General features: G+C 72.7%; 17 protein-coding genes and 2 tRNA genes. 8 read left to right on the top strand and 11 right to left on the bottom strand.

What is annotated here, in order from left to right; all coding sequences use genetic code 11:
• Nucleotides 1-67 precede the first annotated feature (67 nt).
• Entirely contained in the window at nt 68-382 is a 315-nt protein-coding gene (locus tag POL25_RS27935; protein ID WP_272089273.1) for a hypothetical protein, read from the top strand.
• Nucleotides 383-713: 331 nt separating this feature from the next.
• Here the strand turns inward: POL25_RS27935 and POL25_RS27930 are convergent, their stop codons facing one another.
• From POL25_RS27930 to POL25_RS44550, 9 genes are all read right to left on the bottom strand, one after another.
• Entirely contained in the window at nt 714-1,676 is a 963-nt protein-coding gene (locus POL25_RS27930) for a hypothetical protein (protein WP_272089271.1), read from the bottom strand.
• A 416-nt stretch (nt 1,677-2,092) separates the two neighbouring features.
• Nucleotides 2,093-3,001 (bottom strand): twin-arginine translocase subunit TatC, encoded by a 909-nt coding sequence (gene tatC / locus POL25_RS27925; protein ID WP_272089270.1) that lies wholly within the window; start codon nt 2,999-3,001, stop codon nt 2,093-2,095.
• The gene (locus POL25_RS27920; protein ID WP_272089269.1) at nt 2,998-3,738 is read right to left on the bottom strand and encodes a Sec-independent protein translocase subunit TatA/TatB; all 741 of its coding nucleotides are present in this window, start codon (nt 3,736-3,738) and stop codon (nt 2,998-3,000) included. The genes tatC and POL25_RS27920 overlap by 4 nt, the downstream gene beginning before the upstream one ends.
• Nucleotides 3,739-4,690: 952 nt before the next feature.
• Entirely contained in the window at nt 4,691-6,772 is a 2,082-nt protein-coding gene (locus tag POL25_RS27915; RefSeq protein WP_272089268.1) for a methyl-accepting chemotaxis protein, read from the bottom strand.
• A 416-nt stretch (nt 6,773-7,188) separates the two neighbouring features.
• The gene (locus POL25_RS27910; protein ID WP_272089267.1) at nt 7,189-8,175 is read right to left on the bottom strand and encodes a hypothetical protein; all 987 of its coding nucleotides are present in this window, start codon (nt 8,173-8,175) and stop codon (nt 7,189-7,191) included.
• Complete coding sequence (gene tadA / locus POL25_RS27905) at nt 8,168-8,674, bottom strand: tRNA adenosine(34) deaminase TadA (RefSeq protein ID WP_276594417.1); 507 nt, start codon at nt 8,672-8,674, stop codon at nt 8,168-8,170. Before tadA ends, POL25_RS27910 begins: the two co-directional genes overlap by 8 nt.
• A 12-nt stretch (nt 8,675-8,686) precedes the next feature.
• Nucleotides 8,687-10,195 (bottom strand): single stranded DNA-binding domain-containing protein, encoded by a 1,509-nt coding sequence (locus POL25_RS27900; RefSeq protein ID WP_272089266.1) that lies wholly within the window; start codon nt 10,193-10,195, stop codon nt 8,687-8,689.
• Nucleotides 10,196-10,538: 343 nt separating this feature from the next.
• Nucleotides 10,539-10,612: transfer RNA gene (locus POL25_RS27895), tRNA-Arg, on the bottom strand.
• A gap of 106 nt (nt 10,613-10,718) precedes the next feature.
• The gene (locus POL25_RS44550; protein WP_272089265.1) at nt 10,719-11,477 is read right to left on the bottom strand and encodes a CPBP family intramembrane glutamic endopeptidase; all 759 of its coding nucleotides are present in this window, start codon (nt 11,475-11,477) and stop codon (nt 10,719-10,721) included.
• Nucleotides 11,478-11,649: 172 nt separating this feature from the next.
• On the opposite strand from POL25_RS44550, the gene POL25_RS27885 reads away from it, so the two are divergent.
• A tRNA-Ser gene (locus POL25_RS27885) sits at nt 11,650-11,736 on the top strand.
• Nucleotides 11,737-11,854: 118 nt separating this feature from the next.
• Here the strand turns inward: POL25_RS27885 and POL25_RS27880 are convergent.
• Together POL25_RS27880 and POL25_RS27875 are read right to left on the bottom strand one after the other, a co-directional pair.
• Nucleotides 11,855-12,334 carry a cupin domain-containing protein gene (locus POL25_RS27880; protein WP_272089264.1) on the bottom strand — a complete coding sequence of 160 codons (480 nt, stop codon included), beginning with the start codon at nt 12,332-12,334 and terminating at the stop codon, nt 11,855-11,857.
• A gap of 88 nt (nt 12,335-12,422) precedes the next feature.
• Nucleotides 12,423-13,247 (bottom strand): SDR family oxidoreductase, encoded by an 825-nt coding sequence (locus tag POL25_RS27875; protein WP_272089263.1) that lies wholly within the window; start codon nt 13,245-13,247, stop codon nt 12,423-12,425.
• Nucleotides 13,248-13,371: 124 nt separating this feature from the next.
• Here POL25_RS27875 and POL25_RS27870 point away from each other — a divergent pair, with 124 nt between their 5' ends.
• From POL25_RS27870 to POL25_RS27845, 6 genes are all read left to right on the top strand, one after another.
• On the top strand, nt 13,372-14,391 hold the full coding sequence (locus tag POL25_RS27870) for a peptidoglycan DD-metalloendopeptidase family protein (protein WP_272089262.1): 1,020 nt from the start codon (nt 13,372-13,374) through the stop codon (nt 14,389-14,391).
• 104 nt (nt 14,392-14,495) lie between these two features.
• Complete coding sequence (locus POL25_RS27865; protein ID WP_272089261.1) at nt 14,496-16,664, top strand: alginate O-acetyltransferase AlgX-related protein; 2,169 nt, start codon at nt 14,496-14,498, stop codon at nt 16,662-16,664.
• A gap of 735 nt (nt 16,665-17,399) precedes the next feature.
• Complete coding sequence (locus POL25_RS27860; protein ID WP_272089260.1) at nt 17,400-18,137, top strand: hypothetical protein; 738 nt, start codon at nt 17,400-17,402, stop codon at nt 18,135-18,137.
• Between the two features lie 69 nt (nt 18,138-18,206).
• Complete coding sequence (locus POL25_RS27855; protein WP_272089259.1) at nt 18,207-18,515, top strand: hypothetical protein; 309 nt, start codon at nt 18,207-18,209, stop codon at nt 18,513-18,515.
• A 76-nt stretch (nt 18,516-18,591) separates the two neighbouring features.
• Nucleotides 18,592-20,349, top strand: a complete 1,758-nt coding sequence (locus POL25_RS27850) for a carboxylesterase/lipase family protein (RefSeq protein ID WP_272089258.1) — start codon at nt 18,592-18,594, stop codon at nt 20,347-20,349.
• A gap of 65 nt (nt 20,350-20,414) precedes the next feature.
• On the top strand, nt 20,415-23,132 hold the full coding sequence (locus POL25_RS27845) for a hypothetical protein (protein WP_272089257.1): 2,718 nt from the start codon (nt 20,415-20,417) through the stop codon (nt 23,130-23,132).
• The last annotated feature ends 3 nt before the right edge of the window (nt 23,133-23,135 follow it).

The raw sequence follows: 23,135 nt of genomic DNA, 5'->3' as shown, positions 1-23,135 counted from the left end.
CGGCCGCGCCCGCCGAAGTACGCCGGTTTTTTGCGGTGCGGCAGGCGGGTTTGGCACGCTCCGTCGCATGAACCCGAAGAACCGCCGCCGTCATCGCGTGTTTGCGACCAAGCACACGGAGTATCACCTGCGGGCCGACGAGTGCGTGGGCGTGCGCGACCGCAGCACCGGCGCGTGGCTGCGATGCCACGCGGCCCTGCGCCTGCGCGCGGTCCAGCTGCCGCCGGTCGGCGCGGACGCGGAGTGGATCGGGCGCCGCCTGCAGTTCTGGGGGCACGCGACGGACGTGACGACGTCGCCGGTGATGGAGGTGATGCGGCCGGAGCTGCACGCGCTCGGTCACTACGTCAGCGGCGTGCGCAGCGGCGAGATCGCGGCCTGAAGCGCTGCACGGGGCATCTCGCGGCTGGCTGTCCTCGGGGGCAGGTCAGAGGATCGAGCTCGACGCGAGGGCGTCGGCTGGCTCTGCGGACAGGTCGGGCGCGGGGGCTCATCGGGTCGGCGCGAGGGCGTCGGCTGGCTCTGCGGACAGGTCGAAGGCGGGAGTTCGGGTTGTCGGCTGGCTCTGCGGACAGGTCCGGGCGGCAGTTCAAGGCCTGCAGCGCATGGCGGTTCGGACATGTTCTCGCGAACATGTTCGCGAGGACATGCGAAAAGGGACATGCCCGGGTGGGCATGTCCCTCGAGTCAGGCGCGGCAGGCCGCGAGGTCGGCTACTTGGAGCCGGGCTTCTTGGCGCTGGTGCCGGGGGTCGGAGCGGGGCCGCCGGTCGGGACGGTGAGGTCGGTGGGCGTGGCGGTCGACGGGGCCGGGGTGGTGCCGGTCGGAGCGGCGCCAGCCGGGGCGCCGGTCGGCAGGGTGCCGGTCGGAGCGGCGCCGGTCGGCGGCGTGCCCGGGTCGGTGCCGGCGGGCGGGGTGGTCGGGTCGGCGCCGGCGGGCGGGGTCTCGCCGCCAGCGGCCGCGGCGGGGTCGCCGTCGCCGTCGTAGCAGCACAGGATGCCGCCGTTGCGCTCGGAGGTGACCGAGCCGCAGCCCTCGGCCTTGCCGAGCGAGATCTTGGTCTGGCCGCGCCAGATGGCGTCGCGGCACTTGCCGAACGCGCAGCCGTCACCGCAGCAGACCGGCTCGGAGCAGATGCCCGAGTCCATGCACGGGAACACGGTCTCGGCGGTCGGCGGCGGCGGGCACAGGTCCTCGGTCTGACCGTGGCTCATGGCAGCGACGAACTTGCCGGGGCCCGCCTCTTTGTTGCAGGCGTTGGCGGTGGTGTGCCGCTTGAGGTCCTCGTGCTTGCCCTGGTAGCCGCACACGTGCCAGCCCTTGGAGCAGGCGTCGGCGGGCGAGGTGCAGACGCCCTTGTCGTCGCCGCAGACCTTGCCGGTCGGCTTGTCGCGCAGGCTCTTGGTGCCCTCCCAGGTGGCGAGGCAGCCGGCGACCCGCTTGTGCCGGGTGAGGTCGGCGAAGCCCTCGCGCTGGCCGTCGGCGCAGCCGATGACCTCGGGCTCGCCCTTCTCGCTCTCGATGAACTTGACGCCCTGGAGCGAGCGCGGCGGGTCTTTGCCGGAGGGGTCGTCGTAACCGCCCACGTTGGGCCCGGGGCCGCACACGCAGGCGGACAGGAGCACAGGTACGGCGAGGAACACGGCCAGGAGCGGCGAGAAGCGAAGCTGGAACATGGGGCGCAAAGAATAGGCGAGTTGCGCGCCGCGGGGAAGGTTTTGGCCGACGCGGGAGACCGCAAAAAATTGCGCAAACTCGCCTCGCAGACCCGAAGGCCCGCGACCTCGCCGGAGCGCGCCGCCGGGCCGCGCCGCGAGGTCGGTCGAGGCGGCGAGGCCAGCGCCCGGCGGACGGACGGCGGCGTGCATCCGCGATCCGTACGGAGCGCCGACGTGACGGCAGCCTGACGCGTGGTGACGTGAGCGGCGGGATCGGCCGACCTCGGGCCGCCGAGGCGTCGTCAGCGACGACCTCGCGCGCGGCTCGATCGTCGACATCACGGTCGCGCCGCGCTGGGCTCACCCGATCTCGGATTCGCCGCTACGGTTGCGGCGCGAGGCATGCGCCGCGAGGTGCGGCCAGGCGACGAGGGTCAGGCCTCGGGATCGTCGGGCGCGGGCGGGACCGGCTCGGGGGTGACGAGGCCGGCGGCGCGTTCACGGCTGCGCGTGATCAGGTACGAGACGCCGACGCTGAGGAAGAACAGCCCGACCATCGGGAAGGCCATCATCAGCTGCGAGACCGGCTCGGGCGGGGTGAGCACGGCGGCGATGACGAAGATGGCGATGACCGAGATCTTCCAGAACCGCAGCAGGCCGCGGTGGCTGAGCACGCCGGCGAAGCTGAGGAAGGCGATCAGCAGCGGGAACTCGAACACGGCGCCGAAGGCGACCAGGATCTTGGTGGCGTCGCGGATGTAGTCGTTGAGCGTCAGGTGATAGGCGACGGTCGTCTCGGCGCCGCTGGTGCTCTGGGTGTACGAGAGCAGCCACTGGATCGTCCACGGCAGCACTGCCACGTAGCAGAAGGCGGCGCCGGCCACGAACATGAGCACCGAGGTGGCCACGAACGGGATGACGTACCGCTTCTCGCGCGAGTAGAGGCCGGGAGCGATGAACATCCACAGCTGGTAGAAGCCGATCGGCGCGGCGAGGAAGATGCCGGCCGCGACCGCCACGCGCATGTCGGTCATGAAGGCGTCCATCATCGCCAGCACCTGCAGCTCGGGCTTGCCGGCCATGCCGGCCGCGGCCCAGGCGGTGTGCAGCGGCGCGGCCAAGAACTCGCGCAGCTCGGTGGCGTAGACGAAGCAGAGGATGCAGGCGACGACGAGGCCGAGGAAGGCCTTGACGAGGCGGTTGCGCAGCTCGCCGATGTGGTCCCAGAACGACATCGGCTGGTCGCCCTCGGGGCCCTCGGCGAGGCCGTCGAGGCCGTTGGAGGGCGGCGGCACGACGGCCGGCAGCGGTGCGGAGGCGGGCGGGGTCTGGGCGGCGCTCATGCGACGTCACGCTCGTTGACGGGGCGGCCCGGCGCGGCCACGCGCGAGGCGGGTTCGACCGGGACGGCGCCCGGCACCGGGACGGCGCGCGGGACCGCCTCGGGCGGGGCGGAGGAGACGGTGCCGGCGACCGGGACGGCGCGCGGGGCGGCTTCGGCGGCGACGGTCGAGACGGTGGCGGCGGCCGGGACGGCGCGCGGGGCAGCCTCGGCGGCGACGGTCGAGGCGGTGGCGGTCGGGGCCTCGGCGGCGGCGGACGAGGCGGCAGCGGCGGCCGTGGCAGCGGAGGCAGCGGCCGTGGCCGCGGAGGCGGCGGCCGTGGCAGCGGAGGCGGCGGCGACGGCCTGGCTGGCCGAAGAGACCTGCGTCGAAGGACCTGTCCCGGCGAGCATGTCCCCAGGGACAGGCGGGCGCTTGGCCTCTTCGCGGGCGATCTCGTTGATCTTCTGCTGGGCCTTGACGACCTCCATGCGGGCGCGCTGGAGCTCGCGGCGGGCGACGTCGCGGGCCCCGTCGAGCTCGGCCTTGGTGCCGTGGTAGGCGGCCCGGATCTCCTCGATCGGCTCGCGCAGCTCGTCGGCCTCCATGACCTGGGCCCGGAACTGCTCGGCCGTGCGGCGGATGCTGCCGTAGATGCCGGCCAGGGTCTTGATCAGGCTGGGCAGCTCGCGCGGGGAGAAGAGCATCAAGGCGACGAGCCCGACCAGGATCATCTCGGTGATGCCGATGCCGAACACCGGCAGACCATAGCAGTGTCCCGCGGCGCGGGCGAGCGGGCCGGGGGCGCAGTCTGCGCGGGCGAGCGCGCGGGCAGCCCCGAGGGCCTCCACGGGCCGGCACGGGACGCCAGGGACGTCCCGCACGCGCCGGCGCGGCGACGCCCGGACAGGTGAGCGATCGCCGGCGGCCTGCAGGGAGCCGTCAGGGGCAGGCGGCGAGGCTGGTCCAAGGGACAGGTCGGCGCGGAAGGGCAGGCGGTGAGGCTGGTCCGAGGGACAGGTTTACGCGGAGGAGCAGGCAGCGAGGCTGGCCGGAGGGACAGGTCCGCGTAGAGAGGCAGGCGGCGAGCTGGTCCGAGGGACAGGTCCGCGGAGAAAGGCAGGCGGCAGGCGGCGAGCTGGTCCGAGGGACAGGTCCGCGACTGAGCGACAGCTACCCGATGGGCCGCTGGAGTCGAGGAGAAAGGCAGGCGGCAGGCGGCGAGCTGGTCCGAGGGACAGGTCCGCGGAGGGTCCGGCGGAGGGGCAGGCGGCAGGCGGCGAGCTGGTTCGAGGGACAGGCCCGCGTAGAGGGCCGGCGGCGCGTCGCGGAGCTGGTCCGAGGTCCAAGGCCCGCGTAGAAGGCCGGCGGCGCGTCGCGGAGCTGGTCCGAGGTCCAAGGCCCGCGTAGAGGGCCGGCGGCAGGCGGCGAGCTGGTCCGAGGGACAGGTCCGCGTGGAGGGCCAGAGCGGCAGGCGGCGAGCTGGTCCGAGGGACAGGTCGCGCGGAGGGCCAGGCGGCGGGCGGCGAGCTGGTCCGAGGTACAGGGCCCGCGCGGAGGGCCGGGCGGCAGGCGGCGGGGCGAGCGGGCGCGGGTCGGGGGGCAGGACAGAGCTGGGCGGGGGGCCGCACGGAGGCGGCTCTTGTCCCCGGGGACATGCGCGAAGGGGCATGTCCCCACGGGCATGTCCCCGCGGACATGCCCTCGAGGTCACATGCGCGCGGGGCCGGGCTTGCTGTTGCGCGAGGGCTGGCGGCGCGGCGGGGTGACGCCGACGCTCGAGCTGAGCTGCTCGTAGAGGCTGCGCTGGTAGGTCATGCCCTCCTTGACCGACTTGAGGCCCTCGACGATCTGGTCGGCGCCCTGGGTCTGGGCCCGGTGGGCCTTGCTGAGCTGGCTGACCATCTCGCTGATCGTCTCGATCGCGCGGGTGATCTGGCGCGAGCCGCGGGTCTGCTCCTGGGTCGAGCGCTCGACGTGGCGGGTGATCGTCTTCATCTTCTCGGCCGAGCGCATGATCTGCTCGGCGCCGCGGGCCTGCTCGCTGGTGGCGGTGGCGACCTGCTGCACGGTGGTAGCGACGACGTTGATGGCGTCGGTGACCTGCTTGGAGTTCTGGGTCTGCTGGACGGCGACGCGGGCGATCTCGCGGACCATGCCGGTGGAGCGGCGGGCGGCGTCGGAGATCCGCTTGAGCGCGTCCTCGGCCTGGTGGCTGACGCGCACGCCGTCGTCGACCGACTTGCTCGAGCGCTGCACCGCCTCGACGGCGTTCCGGCTCTCGCGCTGGACGGCCTTGATGATGTCGGCGATCTCCTTGGTGCTGCTGGCGGAGCGCTCGGCGAGGTCCTTGATCTCGTCGGCGACGACGGCGAAGCCCTTGCCGTGCTCGCCGGCCTGGGCGGCGATGATGGCGGCGTTGAGCGCGAGCAGGTTGGTCTGCTCGGACACGTCGTCGATGACGCTGAGGATCTTGCCGATCTCGCTGATGCGCTCGCCCAGGCGGCTGATGACGGCCACGCCGTCGGCCGAGTAGGTCTTGATCAGGTTGATGACCTCGATGGTCTGGTTGATGGCGTCGACGCCGCCCTCGGCGGCCCACACCACCTCTTCGGACAGGCCGGCGGTCTCGTTGGCGTTGTTCTCGACCTGCTGGATCGAGGTGTCCATGGCGGTCATCGCCAGCGAGGTCTCCTCGGCGGTGGAGCTCAGCGCCTCGATGTTCTTGGCGACCTCCTTGACCGAGTAGGTCATCTCCTCGATCGAGGTGGCGGTCTCCTGCACGCTGGCGGCGAGGTTCAACATGCTCTCGGCGACCTCGTCGTTGGCGGCGGCCATCTCGAGGATCGAGCTGGCGCTCTCCTCGGCGTTGCTGGCCAGCAGCTCGACGTTGTCGGCGATGCCCTTGAGGCCGCCGTTGACGTTGTTGAGCGCCTGCGAGGTCTCCTCGAGCGCGCCGGTGGTGGTGCCGAGCCCCTCGGACAGCTCCTGCATGAGCGCGGTGGCCTCGGCGTCGATGCCCCGGGAGCTCAGGCCGCCCTCGTCGAGCATGCGCCGCAGCTCCTCGGCGTCGCGCACGGCGCCGTCGCGCTGGTTGAGCGCCTCGGCGAGGCGGCCCTGGATCCGCCCGAGATCGGCGGCGGTGGCCTCTTGCTCGCGCCGGGAGGCCTCGAGCTCGCTGGTGAGGCGGTGCCGGGTCTCGTTGGCGCCGCGGCGCACGGTCTCGAGCTCGTTGCGCAGGACGTCGAGCTCGGGCACGCCGCCGCGCACGCTCTGCTGCAGGGCGCGGTTCTCGGACTGGGCGTCCTGCAGGCGGGTCTCGAGATCGGCGAGCCGCACCTCGGCGGCCTGGGCCCGCCCGGCCTGCTCCTGGGCGCGCGCGGTGACCTCCTGCAGGCGAGCGGTGAGGCTGCGCTGCTCGAGCTCGGCGTTGCGCAGCTGATGGGCGTCGGCCTGCAGACGAGCGGCGAGCTCCTGACCGTGGGCCTGGCAATTCTGCAGGCGCCCGGCGAGCTCCTGGACCTGGGTCTGGAGGCTCTGCGCGTGGGCGGTGGCGTCGTGCAGGGCGCGCTCGGACTGGTGGCTGCGCGCCTCGACCTCACGCAGGGCCTGCCGCTCGTCGCCGGCCCGCGCGAGCTGCTTGTCGGCCTGCATGCCGATGTAGTAACCGGCGGCGCCGGTCAGCAAGGCGATGGCGCCGGGATAGACAGGATCGAGACCGCCGAGGACGGCGATTCCGGCGAGAAGCCCGAGGAGCAGCGGCAACCAGGGCGGCAAGGGTCGGTTGTCCATTCGCGCGTTGGCGGCGATTGTAGAGAAAGCCCGGGCGAGCCTCCAGGCCGCGGCGCGACGACGGTATGCGCGAAAACACGCGGGCCCGGGGCGCGGAGCGCGTCATGAGGCCGCTCCGAGGCGCTGCGAGGCAACATGGGCCGGCGCGGGCGCCGAATCGCAAAGCTCGAGGCGAGGCGTCGGCGACGGGAGATCCGGGCAACGACCGAGGTGTTCATGGAACTCGGCGGCGAAGCCGTTCGCGGGATCGGGCGGCGCGGCTCGGGCGGCGAGGTCGTTCGCGGGGACTCGGCGGCGCGGAGCGAGGTCGATCGCGCGGGGACTGGGCGGCGCGGTGCACGAGCGCGGGGGCGACATCGATTCGCCACGACTCGGAGCGCGGCCGTACCGCTGCGAGGTGACGGGGAGCGCGGAGGTCAGCCGAACAGGCCGAGCTGGGTGCCGTCGTCGTGCTGGGCGGCGACCGTGGCGCCGAGGCTCTGCAGCCACGCGTGCGCGGGCGCGGTCCAGGCCGGGTCGCCGCGCAGGAGCACCTGCGGCTGGCCGCCGCTGCGCCACAGGGCGGCGAGGGCGTCGCGGCCGAGGCGGCCGGGGCAGCTAGCGGCGACGACCTCGACCTGGCGGCGCGCCGGCTGTCCTTTGAGCCAGGTATCGACGGCGGCTCGCACGGTAAGGGGTGCGTCGACGAGGACCAGGGCGATGGCGGAGGCTGGCTCTTGGGACCTGTTCTTTGCGACCTGTCCGAAAGTACGCGGGTCGAAGGCGTCGTGCGGGCTCAGGCGGATGGTGGCCGGCTCGTCGCCGCCGGGGCGGACCACGCCGTCGAGGTGCGGGGCGAACCGCGGGTGGGCGCCGAACGGGAGGTCGCCGAGCGCGTGCTCCTGGATCTGGCGGGCGCAGGTGGCGGTGGCGCACAGGATCTCGACGTGCATGCCGAGCGCGTGCAAGGTGGCCAGGCCGGCGTGGGCGAGCGGGGCCGGCGGGGCGTCCAGGGCCCAGCCCGGGAGGGCGCGCAGCAGCAGCCACTCGCAGGCGGGCAGGCCGGCGCCAGGGCCGAGCGCCCAGGTGTAGAGGCAGGTCGGGCCGCCGCCGCGCGGGCGCAGCAGGAGCGAGCTGCCGCCGTGCGGGAGTCCCGAAGGACATGTCACGAGGGACAGGCGACCGACGCCGAACTCGCGGCCGTGCTCGACGAGCACGGCGCGGGCGAGGCTGCTGCGCTGGGTCGGGCTGAGGTTGGCGAGCGCGAGCGCGTAGAGCAGGTCGCGGTGGCCGAGCCAGGCGCCGGGGACCAACTTGGCGGCGGCGCCGAGGTGCGAGAGGAAGGTGGTGCGGCCGCGCTCGCAGCGGTCGACGCTGAGGCGCCCGTGCGCCAGGAGCTGCTGGACGGCGGCGAGATCAGACACGCGTCTTCGGTCCCCGCCCGGTTTTATCGCGGGCGCGGGCGCGGCGGAAGAAAGCTTGCAAGAGCGCGGCCGACTCGCCGGCGAGCACGCCGGGGACGACGGCCAGGCGGTGGTTGAGGCGCGGGTCGTCGCAGAGGTTGAAGAGCGAGCGGACGGCGCCGGCCTTGGGATCGGCGGCGCCGTACACGAGGCGGGCGACGCGGGCGTTGACGATCGCGCCGGCGCACATCGGACACGGCTCCAGGGTCACGTAGAGCGTCGCGCCGTCGACGCGCCAGCGCCGGCGAGCGGCGCACGCCTCGCGCAGGGCGACGATCTCGGCGTGGCCGGTCGGGTCGGCGCCCTGCTCGCGGGTGTTGCCGCCGACCCCGAGGATCACGCCGTCCAGCACGACCAGCGCGCCGACCGGGACGTCGCCGGCGGCCGCGGCCGCTTCGGCGATCGCCAGAGCGGCGCGCATGTATCGGAGGTCGAGCGCGTGCTGCGCGCTATCGTGCAAGGCGATCTCCGCTCAGGGCACGATGTCGGCGGGCGTGCGCGGGAGCAGCCGGGCCTCTTCGAAGGTGAACGTCAGCGGGCCGGTCAGCGAGGCGAACATGTCGGCGACCATCGGCAGCTTCCAGTCGACCTTGGCGATGAAGATGTCGTCGACGAGCAGGCCGGAGGTGAGCTCGAAGTCGCCGAACATCGCGTTGATCGCGGCGACCTGGACGTTCTCGACGGTGACGAGCACGCCCTCGTAGGCCTCCTGCAGCGGGCCGCCGGTGGCCACGTCGGCCGCGGACACGACCTCGGGGGCCGGGATGGCGCCGCTGCCGGTGACGACGATCTTGGCCGCGTCGGCGACCTCGATCTGCGAGTTCTCGAAGAACTCGTCGTAGATGCCCTCGACGTCGACCACGTCGCCCGGCTTGACGTCGACGGCCTTGTTGCCGACGTAGACGTAGATGCCCGAGTGCTCGCCGCCCATCGGGTCCTGAATGAAGAAGCCGTCCTTCTTGAAGGTGAGCGGCGAGGTGACGATCGCGCCCTTGATCAGCACCGGGGTCTGCACCGGCAGCGTGCCCTCCTGGATGGCGTAGATCGTCTGCTCCTCGGCCGGCGGGACGACGCCGGAGACGAGGTCGGCGGCGGCGCGCGGGGCGATCTTGTGGTTGTCGTAGCTGTAGCGCAGCGGGCCGGCGATGGTGGTGAACACCTGGCCGTTGACGACCACGGGCTTCTCCATCTGCGGGAACAGGAAGAAGTCGTTGATCCGCAGGCCGCCCTCGACCTCGAAGTCGCTCTGATCGACGGCGGGGTTGGTGACGGTGACGTCCTCGACCTGGACGAGCACGCCCTCGTAGGCCTCGGCCTTGGCGCCGCCGGTGGCGATGTCGGCGGCGGCGACCACCACCGGCGGCGGCGACTCGCCCTGGCCGACCTCGACGATCGCGTCGACGCTGGTGACCTGGATCTGGCTCTCGCCGAAGAACTCGGTGTACTCGCCGGTGATGTCGACGATCACGCCCGGCTTGACGCCGAAGTTCATCGCCACCTCTTCGTAGAGGAACACGGCGATGCCCGACAGCTCGCCGCCCTGCGGGTCCTGGACGAAGATGGTGCCCTTGCCCATGTTGTCGATGCGGACCGGCGAGGTGATGACGACGCCCTTGACGGTGACGACGGTCTTCTCGGCGATGGTGCCGCCCTGGATGTCGTAGATGGTGACGCCGGCGGGGTCGGGGCCGGTGGTGCCGGTCTCGGTGGTCGGGCCCGCGGTCGTGTCGGTGTCCGTGGTGGTGGTCGAGGTGCCGGTCTCGGTCCCGTCGGTGGTGCCGGGGCTGCTGGTCGTCGGCGGCTCGTCGGTGGTCGGGCCGGCGGTGGTCGGCTCGTTGCTCGTGTCGGTGCCCTCGGTGCTGGCGTCGGTGTCGCTGTCACCCGAGTCGGTGGTGCTCGCGTCAGGGGTGAGGTTGCAGGCGAGGGCCGCGAGAACGAGGCCGACGGTGACACTGGGGATGAGCGCGCGCGGACGAAGCATAGGCGGTGTGCGCGACGATCTACCACCGGGGCAAGGACGCGCGCCAGTGGGCAAATGGCCCCCACGGGCCGCGCGGGCCTCGCCCCAGGTGACATCATCGCGACCGGGCTGGAGCGAAGAGGGATGACCCTTCAGGCATGTCTGAAGGGACATGTCCGAAGATTCATGCTCCGGCGCGACAGGCGGGGGCCGCGGACCGGCGCGGCCGAGGTCGCCGGCTCGCGGACGATCGACCGGCGAGCCGACGCCGCGTCGAGCAGGCGTCGACCCTCGCGGCGGCCTCGGCGGGAAGATCTGCAGACGCAGAAAGCGAGAGAGGCCCCGGTGGGGGCCCCTCTCGCTGCGCATCCGGAAGGATTCGAACCTACGACTTTCGGTTCCGTAGACCGACGCTCTATCCAACTGAGCTACGGATGCAAAACCCCGGCACGTGTGGTGCAGGGGCGGCGAAACCTACCAGGGGCCCGGGCCGGGAGCAAGAACTTCCGCGCGATTAAAACGAGCGCTACATCACAAGTCTGGCTCAGGTCGCCCCGTCGCCCCGCGGGGCCAGCAGGGTCAGCAAGGTGATGGCGTTGTTGCCGAAATGCACGGCGACGGCGCAGGACAGCCGCCCGGTGGCCGCGTAGACCCCGGCGAACACCAGCCCGAGCCAGAGATAGACGACGAGGCCCTGGAGGTTGCCGTGGAAGACGGCGAACAGCAGGGACGAGGTGACGAGCGCGGGCCACATGCCGGCGCGGTGAGCGATCCGGCGGAACACGAGGCCGCGGAAGAACAGCTCCTCGCCGAGCGGGGCCAGCGCGAGGGCCGAGAACACCAGGCTGGCGAGGGCGGGGCCGCCGGCGGCGACGAGGTCGAGGACCAGCCGCTGCTCGGCGATCGGGGCGCCCAGCAGCTGCATGAGGAAGCCGAGGGCGTAGCTGCCGACCACGGCGGTGCAGAGGTAGACGAGGGAGATCGTCGCGGCCCGGGGCAGGCGGGGCTGCTGCGCGGCCGGCACGAGCGGGGGCAGCGGGCCGGGATCGAACAAGCGGCCGAGGCGGTCGTAAAGGAAGGCGCCGCACAGGGTGGCGATCGGGGTCAGCGCCATCGACAGGGCAATCTTGGCCTGGTCCGGCGGCAGCACCGGCTGGCCGAACAGCGCGGCGAAGGCGGCGCGCAGGCCGTCGGCGACGCCGGGGATCCCCAGGATCAGCACCAGGCCGGCGGCGAAGCAGCCGACCGCGGTGACGATCTCGCTGGCGATGACCGAGATCCGATCGGTGGCGGCGGGAGACACTCGCGCTGAGTGTGGCGGGGGCGGCCAGATCTCACAAGGCGCCGCTGTGCTGTCGGTCGGGGTGTGATTTTGGCGGGTGCCCCGGACCCTTGCAACCGGCGAGCGATGCGGCTAGGTTCCGAGACCCCGCGGGCCCCCCTGGGACGCGGCGTCCGACAACCTGACTGCGCATGGAATGGTGGCCGAGTGGCTGAAGGCGCAGGTTTGCTAAACCTGTGTAGGGGAAACTCTACCGAGGGTTCGAATCCCTCCCGTTCCGCAACATTCGAGGCCGTCCCTCCCGCTCCGCGGGTCGGACGGCCTTCGAGCTTTCGGGCGCGCGGGTGGCGGCCATGGTCGTCGGGAGATGTCCTCGGGGACATGCGGGCGAGGGCGTCTCAGTAGGCCGAGCCGTCCTTGCGGGTGAAATGCCAGCGGCCGTTCTCGAAGATGCCGACGAGGTCGTCGGTCGGATAGCTGACGGCGTCGCCGGGGCTGCGGTCGCCGACCTCGAGCAGGACGACGTCGTGCTCGGTGAGGTTGAGGATGTGGTGCGCCTCGCCGGAGCCGGCCGGGAAGCCGATGCACATGCCAGGCTCGAGCTCGAACTCGCCGGCGTCGGTGACGAGGGTCGGGCGACCCTCGAGCACGTAGACGAACTCGTCCTGGCGGGTGTGGGCGTGCCGCAGCGCGCTGCACGAGCCGGGCGACAGGCGGGTGTGGTTGACGCCGAAGTTGACGAGGCCGAACAGGTCGCCGAGCGGCCGCTTGATCCGGCCCTCGACCCGGCGGGCGAACTCGGGCGGGTAGACGCTGGGCCGCACGCGCGGCGCGGCCTCGGCGGCGACGATCGGGGTGTTGCGCTTGTCGGTGGTCATGGCGGGCTCACGCGATCTGTCTCTCGGGACATGTTTTGATGGGCTGTCCCGTGGGCCATGTCGAGGTGTCTCGCGGGACAGGTGGTGATCAGTTCGGCTCGCCGCGCATGCGTCGCTGGCGGTTGCGGCCGATCCTGCGCAGCAGCGGCTCGATCCAGTGCGAGGTGCGCGGGAACAGGTCGGCGATCCGGGCCAGCCAGGCGCGCGAGCGCGGCAGGGCCAGCAGCAGCGGGCGGCGCGGCAGGACGTCGTCGACGATCGCCCGGACGACGTCGTCGGGGGTGAGGAGGCGCGAGCCGGAGAAGGTCAGCTCGGCCTCGCCGTAGTGGAGCTGGAGGTCGAGCATGGGGGTGCGCACGGCGTCGGGACAGACGACGGTGAGGGCGACGCCGCGGGGTCGCAGCTCCTGCGCGGCGGCCAGCGAGAAGGCCCGCACGGCGTACTTGGAGGCGCTGTAGAGGGCGATGCCGGGGACGGGGGCGAGGCTGGCGAGCGAGGCGACGTTGATGATGTGGCCGCGGCCGCGCGCGACCATGTGCTGGGCGGCGATGCGGGTGCCGTGCACGACGCCCTTGGTGTTGATGTCGAAGTGGCGATCGACCTCGAGGGGGTCGGCCTCGAGGCAGTAACCGGGCTTGAGGTAGCCGGCGACGTTGAGCATGACGTCGACGCCGCCCATGACCCGCGCGGCCTCGCCGAACACGGCCTCCCAGGCGACTGGGTCGCGCACGTCGAGGCCGCGACAGTGAGCCCGCTGGACCGGCCATTCGCGGGCGGCGGCGAAGTCCTGCAGCGGCTCCAGCCGGACGTCGGTGGCGAATACGGTGTGGCCGGCCGCGAGGAGGACGTCGGCGGCGTGCCGACCGATGCCGCTGGCACATCCGGTGATGAAAAATCGCTGTGGTGCGAGCATCCCGAGGCCGCGGAGCCTAACACGGGGCCCGGCGAGCACGCGGCGATGGACCCGGGCGCGTCGTCGACTCGATAAGGATTCATCCACGCTTGAAAACGCGCGAGTGATCCGGTAACCCGGGAGCATGCGCCTCGAACGCCGTTGGTTGCTCGCCCTCACGATCGCCGCATGCGGTGATTCTCAGCAGCTCCTCTTCACGGGCGGACAGCCGACGACGACGTTCCCCGGGCCGCTGACGACCACGGGCGAGGATGGCACGACGAGCGGCGGCGAGGGCCCGGGGCCGGTCACCGACGCGTGGATGACGGGACCGCCGACCTCGGGCGCGACGGGCGAGTCGACGAGCACGAGCGACGGCGAGATCGAGTCGACGACGACGACGACGACGGGCACCACCGGCGATCCGCTGGCCGAGTGCCCGCGGCTGCGGGTGATGGTGCCGGCGGGCGAGGTGCTGAACGTGCGTCCGTCGCCGTCGACGGCCGAGGACGCGGTGGCGACGCTGGCGAACGGGGCGCTGGTCGACACGGTCGCGGCGGTCGCGGGCGAGACGATCGACGGCAACTCGCTCTGGTATCAGATCGCCGAGCCCGACGGCTTCGTGTTCTCGAACTTCGTGTCCTGTACGCTCGACGAGAAGCCGGCGGCGCCGGACGGGTTCTACTTGCCGCTGGCGTGCGGGATGTCGGTCAAGGTGACGCAGGGCAACGACGGCGGGGTCAGCCACCAGGGCAAGGACTTCTACGCGTTCGACTTCGGGCTCGGGCTCAACACGCCGCTGCTGGCGATGGCCGACGGCACGGTCCACCACATCTTCGCCGAGACCGGGCCCGGCGACCCCTGCTACAACGGCGGCGGGCCGGAGTGCGGGCCGTACGGCAACCTGGTGGTCATCCTGCACGGCGACAATACGTCGAGCTATTACAAGCACCTCAACGAGGTCCAGGTGACGCTCGGGCAGGTGGTGAAGCGCGGGCAGACGATCGGGCTGTCGGGCTCGACCGGCTATTCGACGGGGCGGCACGCGCACGTGATGCGGCAGGAGAATTGCGGGCAGAGCAAATGCCAGTCGATCCCGCTCAGCTTCGTCGAGTGCGGGGTGCCGACGAAGGGGCAGATGGTGACTTCGATGAATTGCCCGTAGGAGGCGCGGGCGGGTCGATGTTACGGTGAGCCGCCGCGCCCCGCCGGGCGTTGGCGCCGCGCATGGCCACCGATCCGCGCCCCGCTGTTCGTCGTCGAAGGCTCGTGATCGCGGGCCAGATCGCGGTCGGGCTGGGGCTGGGGCTGGTGGCCACCGAGTGCGCATTCGCGATGCGCGACGAGTGGGCATTTCCGCACGTGAATTTCTATGTCGCCGATCCGCAGCTCGGGGTGCGGCTGCAGCCGGGGGCGGCGATGGAGTTCCGGCTGCCGCCCAACCCGCGGACCTCGATTCACGTCAATGCCAGCGGTTACCGCGGGCCCGAGTGGCCGGCGCCGCAGGCGGGCGAGATCGTGGTGGTCGGCGATTCGCAGGTGTTCGGGCTCGGGGTCGCGGACGACGAGACGTTCTCGGTGGGGCTGGCCGAAAGGACAGGTCGGCCGGTGATCAACGCGGGGGTGCCGACCTACGGGCCGCGCGAGTACCTCGAGGTGGCGCGCGAGCTGCTGACGTCGCGCAAGCCGGCGACGGTGGTGGTGGTGCTCAACTTCGTCAACGATCCGTTCGAGCTCGAGCGGCCGAACACCGAGCGCCACGCGGTGTGGGACGGCTGGGCGGTGCGCCGCGAGACGGCGCCCGCCGAGATGCCGCAGTTCCCGGGGCGCGCATGGCTGATGTCGCGCTCGCACGCGGTGTACGCGGTGCGCCGGTGGCTGCACGCGCGCGGCTCGGCGGGCGCGCCCGAGAGCGACGACGCGGGGGGGCGGCCGCTCGATCCGGGGACGCCGTCGGAGGGCGGCTGGCAGGACCTCGTGCACGCGAGCGTGCTTACGCAGGCGCAGCAGGCCGCGGTGGCGGCGGAGCACGAGGTGCGGCGCGGGGCCTCGCGCGCGCAGGTCGACGCGCTCGGTCAGCCGCTGCGCGAGCAGCGAGACCAGCTGCGGGCGCTGGAGGACGAGTTGCTGTATGCCGAGCCGTCGGAGTTCTGGCAGCAGATCGCGGCGGGTCGGCCGGGTGACATCGTCAGCAACGAGAAGCTGGCGGAGAGCGGGCGGTCGCTCGAGGTGACGGCGGAGCTGATCCGCGAGGCAGTGGCGCGGCGCGACGACTACAAGAAGCAGCAGCGCAAGTTCGCCAAACAGCAGGCGGCCCGGCTGCGCGAGCTGCAGGCGGCCGCGGCGACGCTGGTCGACTCGCGCGAGGCGGTGCTGGCCGAGCTGGAGCGCAGCGCGCCGCGGTCGCGGCCGCAGTCGGTGTTCGCGGCGTACCTGGCCGAGTTCAAGGCGCTGTGCGCGGCGCACGGGGCGGAGCTGGTGGTGGTGGCGCTGCCGTTCGACGTGCAGGTCGACGCCGGCGAGTGGGCCAAGTACGGGGTCGAGCAGGGGCCCGACATGCGGCCGTCGCAGGTGCTGCTCGGTGACCTGGTGGCGAACGCGGAGGACCTGCGGATCCGCAGCTTCGACGCGACCGCGGCCCTGCGCGCGGCCCAGCCGGGGGCGTTCCTCGATCGTGACATCCACATGACGGCGCGCGGGCACGCGGCGCTGGCCGAGGCGCTGGGCGAGCGGCTGGCGCGGCCACTTCCGCCGCCGGTGCCCGCGCCGGGCCTGCCCGAAGGGATGCGTTACGCGCCGACGCAGCTGGCGTGGGACGGGGCGCAGGCGGTCGAGCTCGGCGAAGCGGCGTGGGCGACGGGCACGGTGCAGCAGCTCGGCGGGTGGCTCAAGCTGCGGCTGTCGGCCGCCGACGATGTCGAGCCGGTGCGCGAGATCGAGGTGATCGAGGGCGGCTCGCCGGCGGCGATGCGGATGACGACGGCGACGGGGATGACGCTGGTGACGCCGCTGGCGATCGGCGCGCCGCTGACCGCGAAGCTGCACCGGCTCGACGGGGCGGGCGAGCTGCGGATCCGCTGGCAGGGGGCGCGGCTGGTGACGGAGGTGGTGGCGCTGCGGGACGAGCCGGAGCGGCGGCTGACGTTCACGCAGCCGCCGGACGAGCTGTGCGGCTGCGACACGTGCGACGCGATGTGGGGCGACCCCGCGCTGTATGCCGTGTGCAAGGCGGGGCAGGCGGCGAAGGTGAAGGACGGGTGCGAGGCGCTGTTGGGGTGCGTGCGCCATGATCCGCTGTTCGCACCGATGTGTCCAGAAGGACAGGTGCACGCGTTCGCCAGCAACGCCTGCTTCTCGCCGTGCGACGCGGACAACCCGTGCGCGCACGGGCGCTGCACGCCGTGGCACGGGGCGGCGGTGTGCGTGGGCGACCGGTGACGGGGGCGTCTCGAGGTCGGCCGGTGATGCATGAAGGCATGCTCGCGCGCTGCCGACGACGTGGACGATGCGGGAGAGGGTAAGGTCATAAGGACATGTCTTCGAGGGCATGTCTTTGGGGAAATGTTATGATAGACATGTTCTCGAGGTAATGTCCTTTCGAGCATGTACTCTTGGATCTCGCCGGTAATTTTCGACTGTACTCTCGGCGCTCGACGGGCGGGTCGGGGGTCGCGCCTCGTGGCTGGCCGTGGGTGTCGCGGGCGAGTTTGATGAAGGGGTGATGCTGCCGATTCGGGCCTCCAGGCGGTCGCAGGGGCGTTTGGCGGGTTTGGTAAGTTAAGGTGTGATATGTGGGTAAGGTGACAACTCACCGGTGGGGCGGCGACGTGGTAGCCTGGCGCAGGATTGCCCGGCGTGCGCACACAGGGATCCGTGCAGCTCGGGCTCGCGCTGGTCTTCGCGCTGGGAGCGGCCGGGGCGGCTCGGGCGAGCGAACTGCCGCCGTGGGAGCCGCCGGTGACCGAGGGCGAGAGGCAGGAAGCCAAGCCCGACGAGGGGCCGCGCGCGAGTGAAACGAAGCCGCAGACGAGCGAGCCGCCAGCTCCAGCGGACGGAGGCGCCTCGGGCCCGCCGGGCGCGAACGGGGTGGCTCCGCAGGGGAACGCGGGCGCGAATGGTGGCACTTCACGCGGTGGCGCGAACGCTGGCGCTGCGCCTGGAAAAAGTCCGCGGGTGGCCGGGGACGAGCTGCCGCCGGTGCCGAGCGATCCGAACGACGCGCCGTTCATGCGCGCGCCGAACAACCAGATCGCCACGCACCCGCCGCGCACGCGACCCGACATTCGTCAGGGATGGTCGGCGCGGCGGCGGTTCGCGCTGACGCTGGCGCCCGCCTACGCGATGTTGCGGCTGCCGTTCCAGGGGCGGCTCGTCAATAACCAGCCGCAGCGGATCCACGGGGCCGGCGTCAGCGCCGAGTTCGACGTGCAGGCGTATCGCTGGATCTGGGTCCGCGCGATCGGCATGTACTCGGGGCACCCGGTCGGCGAGGAGCGGGTGCAGGTCGAGATGGAGGTCGTGCGCACGGCGCCGCCGGGCACGATCCACGTGATGGGGTACGGGGCCGGGCCGGTGTTCGCGCTCGACCTCGGGCGGTTCTTGCCGCTCATCGAGGTCGGGGTGGCGGGCCTGCGGGTGGTGACGCCGACCGGCGGGGTGACGGGGCAGCGCGGCGAAGCTTGCATGGCCAACGGTGGGTGCGACGTGGGCCTGAAGTGCAGCGCCGCGAAGGTCTGCGAGGTCACCACCATCGGCGAGATGTACCTCGGGCTGGCCGTCGATCTGCTGGTGCGGCGGCACTTCAGCTTCGGGGCCCAGTTCCGCTACAACGTCCGCTTCAGCGAGCTGAAGTCGCTGAACCTCACGCCGGGGTATCTGCTGGGCACGCTGCGGATGACGGTCCGCTTCTGAGTCCGCCGCCGCGGCGAGCGCGGTTCAGGGGGCTGTCGCGGGCGCGGGCGATGTGCGAGCATGCCCGTCATGCGCCAATTCCTTTGGTACTTCATCTTCGCGGCGTCGCTGTTCATCGGCTATCAGGGCTACGTGAACGCGCAGAACTTCCGCGAGACGCAGGGGGACGCGCGCAACGCGGTGTGCAAGGCGATCGGCCAGACGCCGGAGGCGTGCGAGCTGAAGGGCGACGCCGAGCCGAACGGCCACTCGACGGGCGTCACCGGCCGCACGTACCAGTTCCAGACCAAGGGCGGGCCGTTCCTGGCGGAGTGCAAGCGCGAGTACACGTTCTTCGGCACGTGGTCTTGCACGGCGCGCGCCGGCTCGTTGATGTGAGCGGGCCTCGGCGCGCGTGCACCCGGTGAGTCCGTGGCGCTTGTGTGCGCGCGTGGGTCCGGACATCCTGGGGGCCATGGTGAGGCGCGAGGGGTGGGCGGCGGTGGTGGCCTCGGTGCTCGGGTGCAGCACGGCGGCCTCGAGCAGCGGGACCGATGATTCGCTGGCGATCGCGTCGACGACGGCGAGCGCGCCCGGGGGCTCCGACGATCCGGGCGTACCGACGACTTCCGGTGATTCGACCGCGGCGGGCACGACGACCGCGCTGACGGGCGAGGCGTCGACCGACACGACGGGCGTCGGGCCGAGCGGGTGCGGGGCCGACGTCGCGCCGGGGCCGACGATCGTGAAGACCACGGGCGGGGCGCTCGCGGGTGAGCAGCTGGCCGAGGTCGTGGCGTTTCGCGGGGTCCGCTACGCCGAGCCGCCGGTCGGCGCGCTGCGGTTTCGCCCGCCGGAGCCGCGCATGTGCGTGGCCGGGCCGACGCCGGCGAGCGAGCTCGGGCCGCGCTGCCCGCAGATCGAGAAGGATGGGCAGGGGCAAGTCGTGGCGATGCTCGGCGACGAGGATTGTCTGACGCTCAACGTGTGGACGCCGGCGCCCGGCGATGGGCAGCGGCCGGTGCTGGTGTTCATCCACGGCGGCGGCAACGCGACCGGCGGCAGCGACGATCCGCTGTACGACGGGGCGGCGCTGGCGACCGCGCAGGACGTGGTGGTGGTGACGCTCAACTACCGGCTCGGCGCGCTCGGCTTCTTGGCCGCCGACGCGCTGGCGGCCGAGTCGCGGGAGCAGGTGTCGGGCAACTACGGGCTGCTCGACCAGGTGCTGGCGCTGCGGTGGGTGCAGGACAACATCGCCGGGTTCGGCGGCGATCCGCAGCGGGTGCTGCTGTTCGGCGAGTCGGCGGGGGCGGTGAACACGTGCAGCCTGATCGGCTCGCCGCGGGCGGCGGGGCTGTTCCAGCGGGCGATCGTGCAGAGCGGCTCGTGCAACGAGCGGGCGCCGGCGAAGTACGCGGCCGACATCGCCGGGCCGTGGCTCGCGGCCTCGGGCTGCGCGGAGGTGCCCGATGCAGCGGCGTGCCTGCGCGGCCTGGCGATCGCCGATATCCTGTCGCTGCAGCCCGACGGCTACCCCGACGTGGCGGCGCTCGGGCAGGGCTGGGGGCCGCACGTGGACGGGGTGGTGATCCCGAAACCTGCCCTCGAGGCCATGTCCGAAGGGACACATAACGCGGTGCCGCTGGTGTTCGGGGCCAACGCCGACGAGACGGCCAAGGGGGTGCCGCCGCTGACGGTGGCGCAGTACGAGGGGCTGGTGCACGCGACGTTCGGGCCGCTGGCGGCGATGGTGCTGGCGCAGTACCCGGCGGGCGACTACGGCGACGACGGGCAGGCGGCCTACGTCGCGCTCACGTCGGACCTCAAGTTCATCTGCGGGGCGCGCCGGGCCGCGCGGGCGGCCGACGCCGGCCAGGACGCGCCGGTGTTCCGCTACCACTTCGCCTACGACGGCTACGACGCGCTGCCGAACGCCACCAAGGCGGCGTTCCACGGGCTCGAGCTGATCTACGTGTTCGCCGCCTGGGGGGCGGTGCTCCCGGAGCCGGCGATGTACGAGCCGAACGCGGACGACCTGGCGATCTCGCAGCGACTGCAGGCGGCGTGGGCCCGCTTCGCGGCCACCGGCGATCCGGGCGGCGCGGACCTGACCTGGCCGCCGTACGTGGCGGCGGACGACAACGGCGCGCTGCTCGACGAGCCGCCGGGTCTATTCAATGGCGTGCGCGCGCAGCAGTGTGATTTTTGGGACATGTTCGCCCCGGGCTAGTCGCCGCGACGTCCGATGTTCAGCCGGTTGCCGGGGTGCGGGCACGCGGGTAGCGTCGCCGCGTCGTGTTGCTCGCGCTCGTGCTCGCCCTGGTGGCCCCGACCTCGGGGACGGCGGAGATCGCCGGCGAGCGCCATCGTGCACTGACAGGGCCGCCGCTCGAGGTCGCTGCGCCGACGCCCTGGGTCGAACGGCGCGAGCTGTCCTTTCGGCCAGTCGACGGCGGGCTGCAGCTGCGCGGGCGCTGGACGATCCGGTCCTTCGGGGCAGGTTGGTTCAGCGGCCTGTTGTTCGCCGGCTCGCCGGGCTTGCGGGTGGTGTCGGCGCGCTGGGGCGCGGCCCCGGCGACGCTCAAGGTCGACGCCGAGGGCGCGACGATCGTGGCCGGGCGGGTCGCGGGCAGCGTGGAGCTGGTGGTCGAGGCGTTCGTGCCCGGCGATCCGACGCGCGAGGCGGTGGCGCTCGAGCTGCTGCCGGCGGTGCGCGGGACGATCGTGGCGAGCGCGCCGGCCGGGCTGACGCCGGGGCTGCGGGTCGACGGGGCGGCGGCGCTGACGGTGGGCGAGAAGCAGTGGAGCGGGGCGCGAGCGATCGCGCTGGCGTTCGTGACCCCGCCGGCGCCGGCGGCCGATCGCCCGCCGATGGTGGTGGCGAAGGTGGGGATCGGCGTGACGGTCGGCGACGCCGAGCTGCGCGGCCGGGCCCGCGCGGTGTGGGAGGTGCGGCGGGGCGAGGTGGCGAAGCTCGAGCTCGAGACGGCGGGGCTCGGCGGCGATCTCGAGGTGGTCGGCGTCAACGTCCGCGGGTTCGTGCGCGAGGGCGACCGCGTGCGCGTCGAGCTGCAGGCGCCGGTGCGCGACCGCGTCGAGCTCGAGCTGCGCTGGTCGGCGCCGATCGGCAAGGCCGCCGAGTCGCGGGTGAACCTGCCGAGGGTCGCGCCGGTCGGGGTGTTCCACAGCGAGGTCGCGCTGCAGCTGGCGCGCGACGGCGAGGTCGAGGCGGTGCCCGAGGCGCCGGGCTGGAGCTACGTGGCCGCGTCGACGCTGCCGGCGTGGGCGCAGGGCCTGGTCGAAGGGACAGCCACGACCGCGCTGGTGCAGCAGGGCAGCGCGGCGGCGGGCAGCCTGAGCCTGCTGCGGTTCGTGCCGCTCGAGGGGCCGCCGGTGGTCGTCGACGTCGCGGCGTACACGATCGCCACCAGCCGCGAGGGGCGGGCGCTGGTGCGGGCCCACTACGAGGTCCGCAACGAGCGCGCGGCGCACCTGCGGGTGACGCCGCCAGCGGGCTTCAAGGTGATCGGGGTGCGCGTCGGCGGGCAGACGGCGGCGCCGGCCCGGGCCAGGGACGGCAGCTGGATCGTGCCGCTGCTGCGCTCGGTCGAGACGGTGACGGGGCTGCTGTCGTTCCCGGTCGAGGTGATCTTGCTCGGGGAGTCGGGCGCGTGGCGCCGGCGCGAGACGAGGGCGCTGCAGCTGCCGACGCTCGACGCCCCGGTCGCGGTGTCGCGGCTGACGCTGCACCTGCCGCCCGGGTACCGCTCGCGCAAGCACGCGGGCGACGGCGACGTGGTGGCGGCGTTCACCCGCGGCGAGGGCATCACCTACGGGCTCGGGGTCGGCGAGGTCGGGGCGGCCCAGGCCGACATGGTGTTCCAGGACGCGGTCCAGGCGTGGATGCGCAACGACTTCGGGGCGGCCCAGGACAAGCTCGACGCGCTGCGCGGGATGGGGGCCAAGAACGAGAACATCGCCCGCCTGCAGAGCAACCTCGATGTCGTGGCGGGGAAATCATCTGTCTCTCAGGACATGTCGCTTCAGCGTCGCGTGCGCGAGCAGGCCAAGGCGCGCGCGTACGCGGACGTGCAGGCCCAGGTCGCGCTGAAGCAGCAGGCCGAGGAGGAGCGCGCGCGGGGTGACTACGCGGCGTCGGCGTCGAGCTATCAGCAGGCGCTGGCGGTCGGCGACAAGCTGGCGCAGCTCGAGCAGAGCGAGTCGGTCGATCAGAAATGGACCAATGCGGCGCTGGCGAAGGAGTACCAGCAGGTCCAGAGCAAATCGTCGGCGGTGCGGGCCGGCCGGCGGGCCAAGAAGCCCGGGAAGATGGCGAAGTCGGCGGGCAGCTCGGTCTACGACTTCGAGAGCGACGACGTCGCGGGGGCGCTGGTGCGGCCCGACGGCGGTGATGCGAAGGCCGCCGCGGACGAGGTCGAGGCGCCGCGCGAGGTCGCGGTGCGGGACGCGGCGAAGGTGCCGGCCGACGCGGTCGAGAAGCCGCCCGAGGTCGCGGTGAACGCCGAGCCGGCGCCGACCGATGAAGCGGAGGTCGCGGGCGGCGAGCTCGCAGGCGGCGTCGAGCCGCCGTCGGCGACCACGCCCGCGCCGGTCGCCCCGAGGGCGCGCGACTTCACGGCCGTGGTCGATGTGGTGCCGCTGAAGGCCGCGCCGGGGGTCGCAGTGGATTCTGCGATGCCCGTCGTACGCACCGCCGCCGAGGTCGTGGTGGTCCAGCGGCGGGCCGGTCTGCGCAGCCGTCGTGGGTCCGTGCGGAGCCGCGATTCGCTCGACACCAAGTTCAAGGCCGAGCGCGAGCGGCGTGAGCCACCTGGCGCGAAGGACAGCCCCAACCTGGCCGGCATGCCGACGCCGACGGTCCACGCCTCGGCGCTGTCGGTGGTCGTGCCCGCGGTCGGCGAGGCCGTCCGTTATCAAAGACTCCTGCTCCCCGCCGGGGCCGCGTACGCGGTCGAGATCTCGGCGAAGGAGCCGCTCATCGCCAAGGAATGAACC

Source organism: Nannocystis bainbridge, assembly GCF_028368995.1.
Lineage (GTDB): Bacteria > Myxococcota_A > Polyangia > Nannocystales > Nannocystaceae > Nannocystis > Nannocystis bainbridge.
This window is presented reverse-complemented; position numbering and strand designations above follow the sequence as displayed.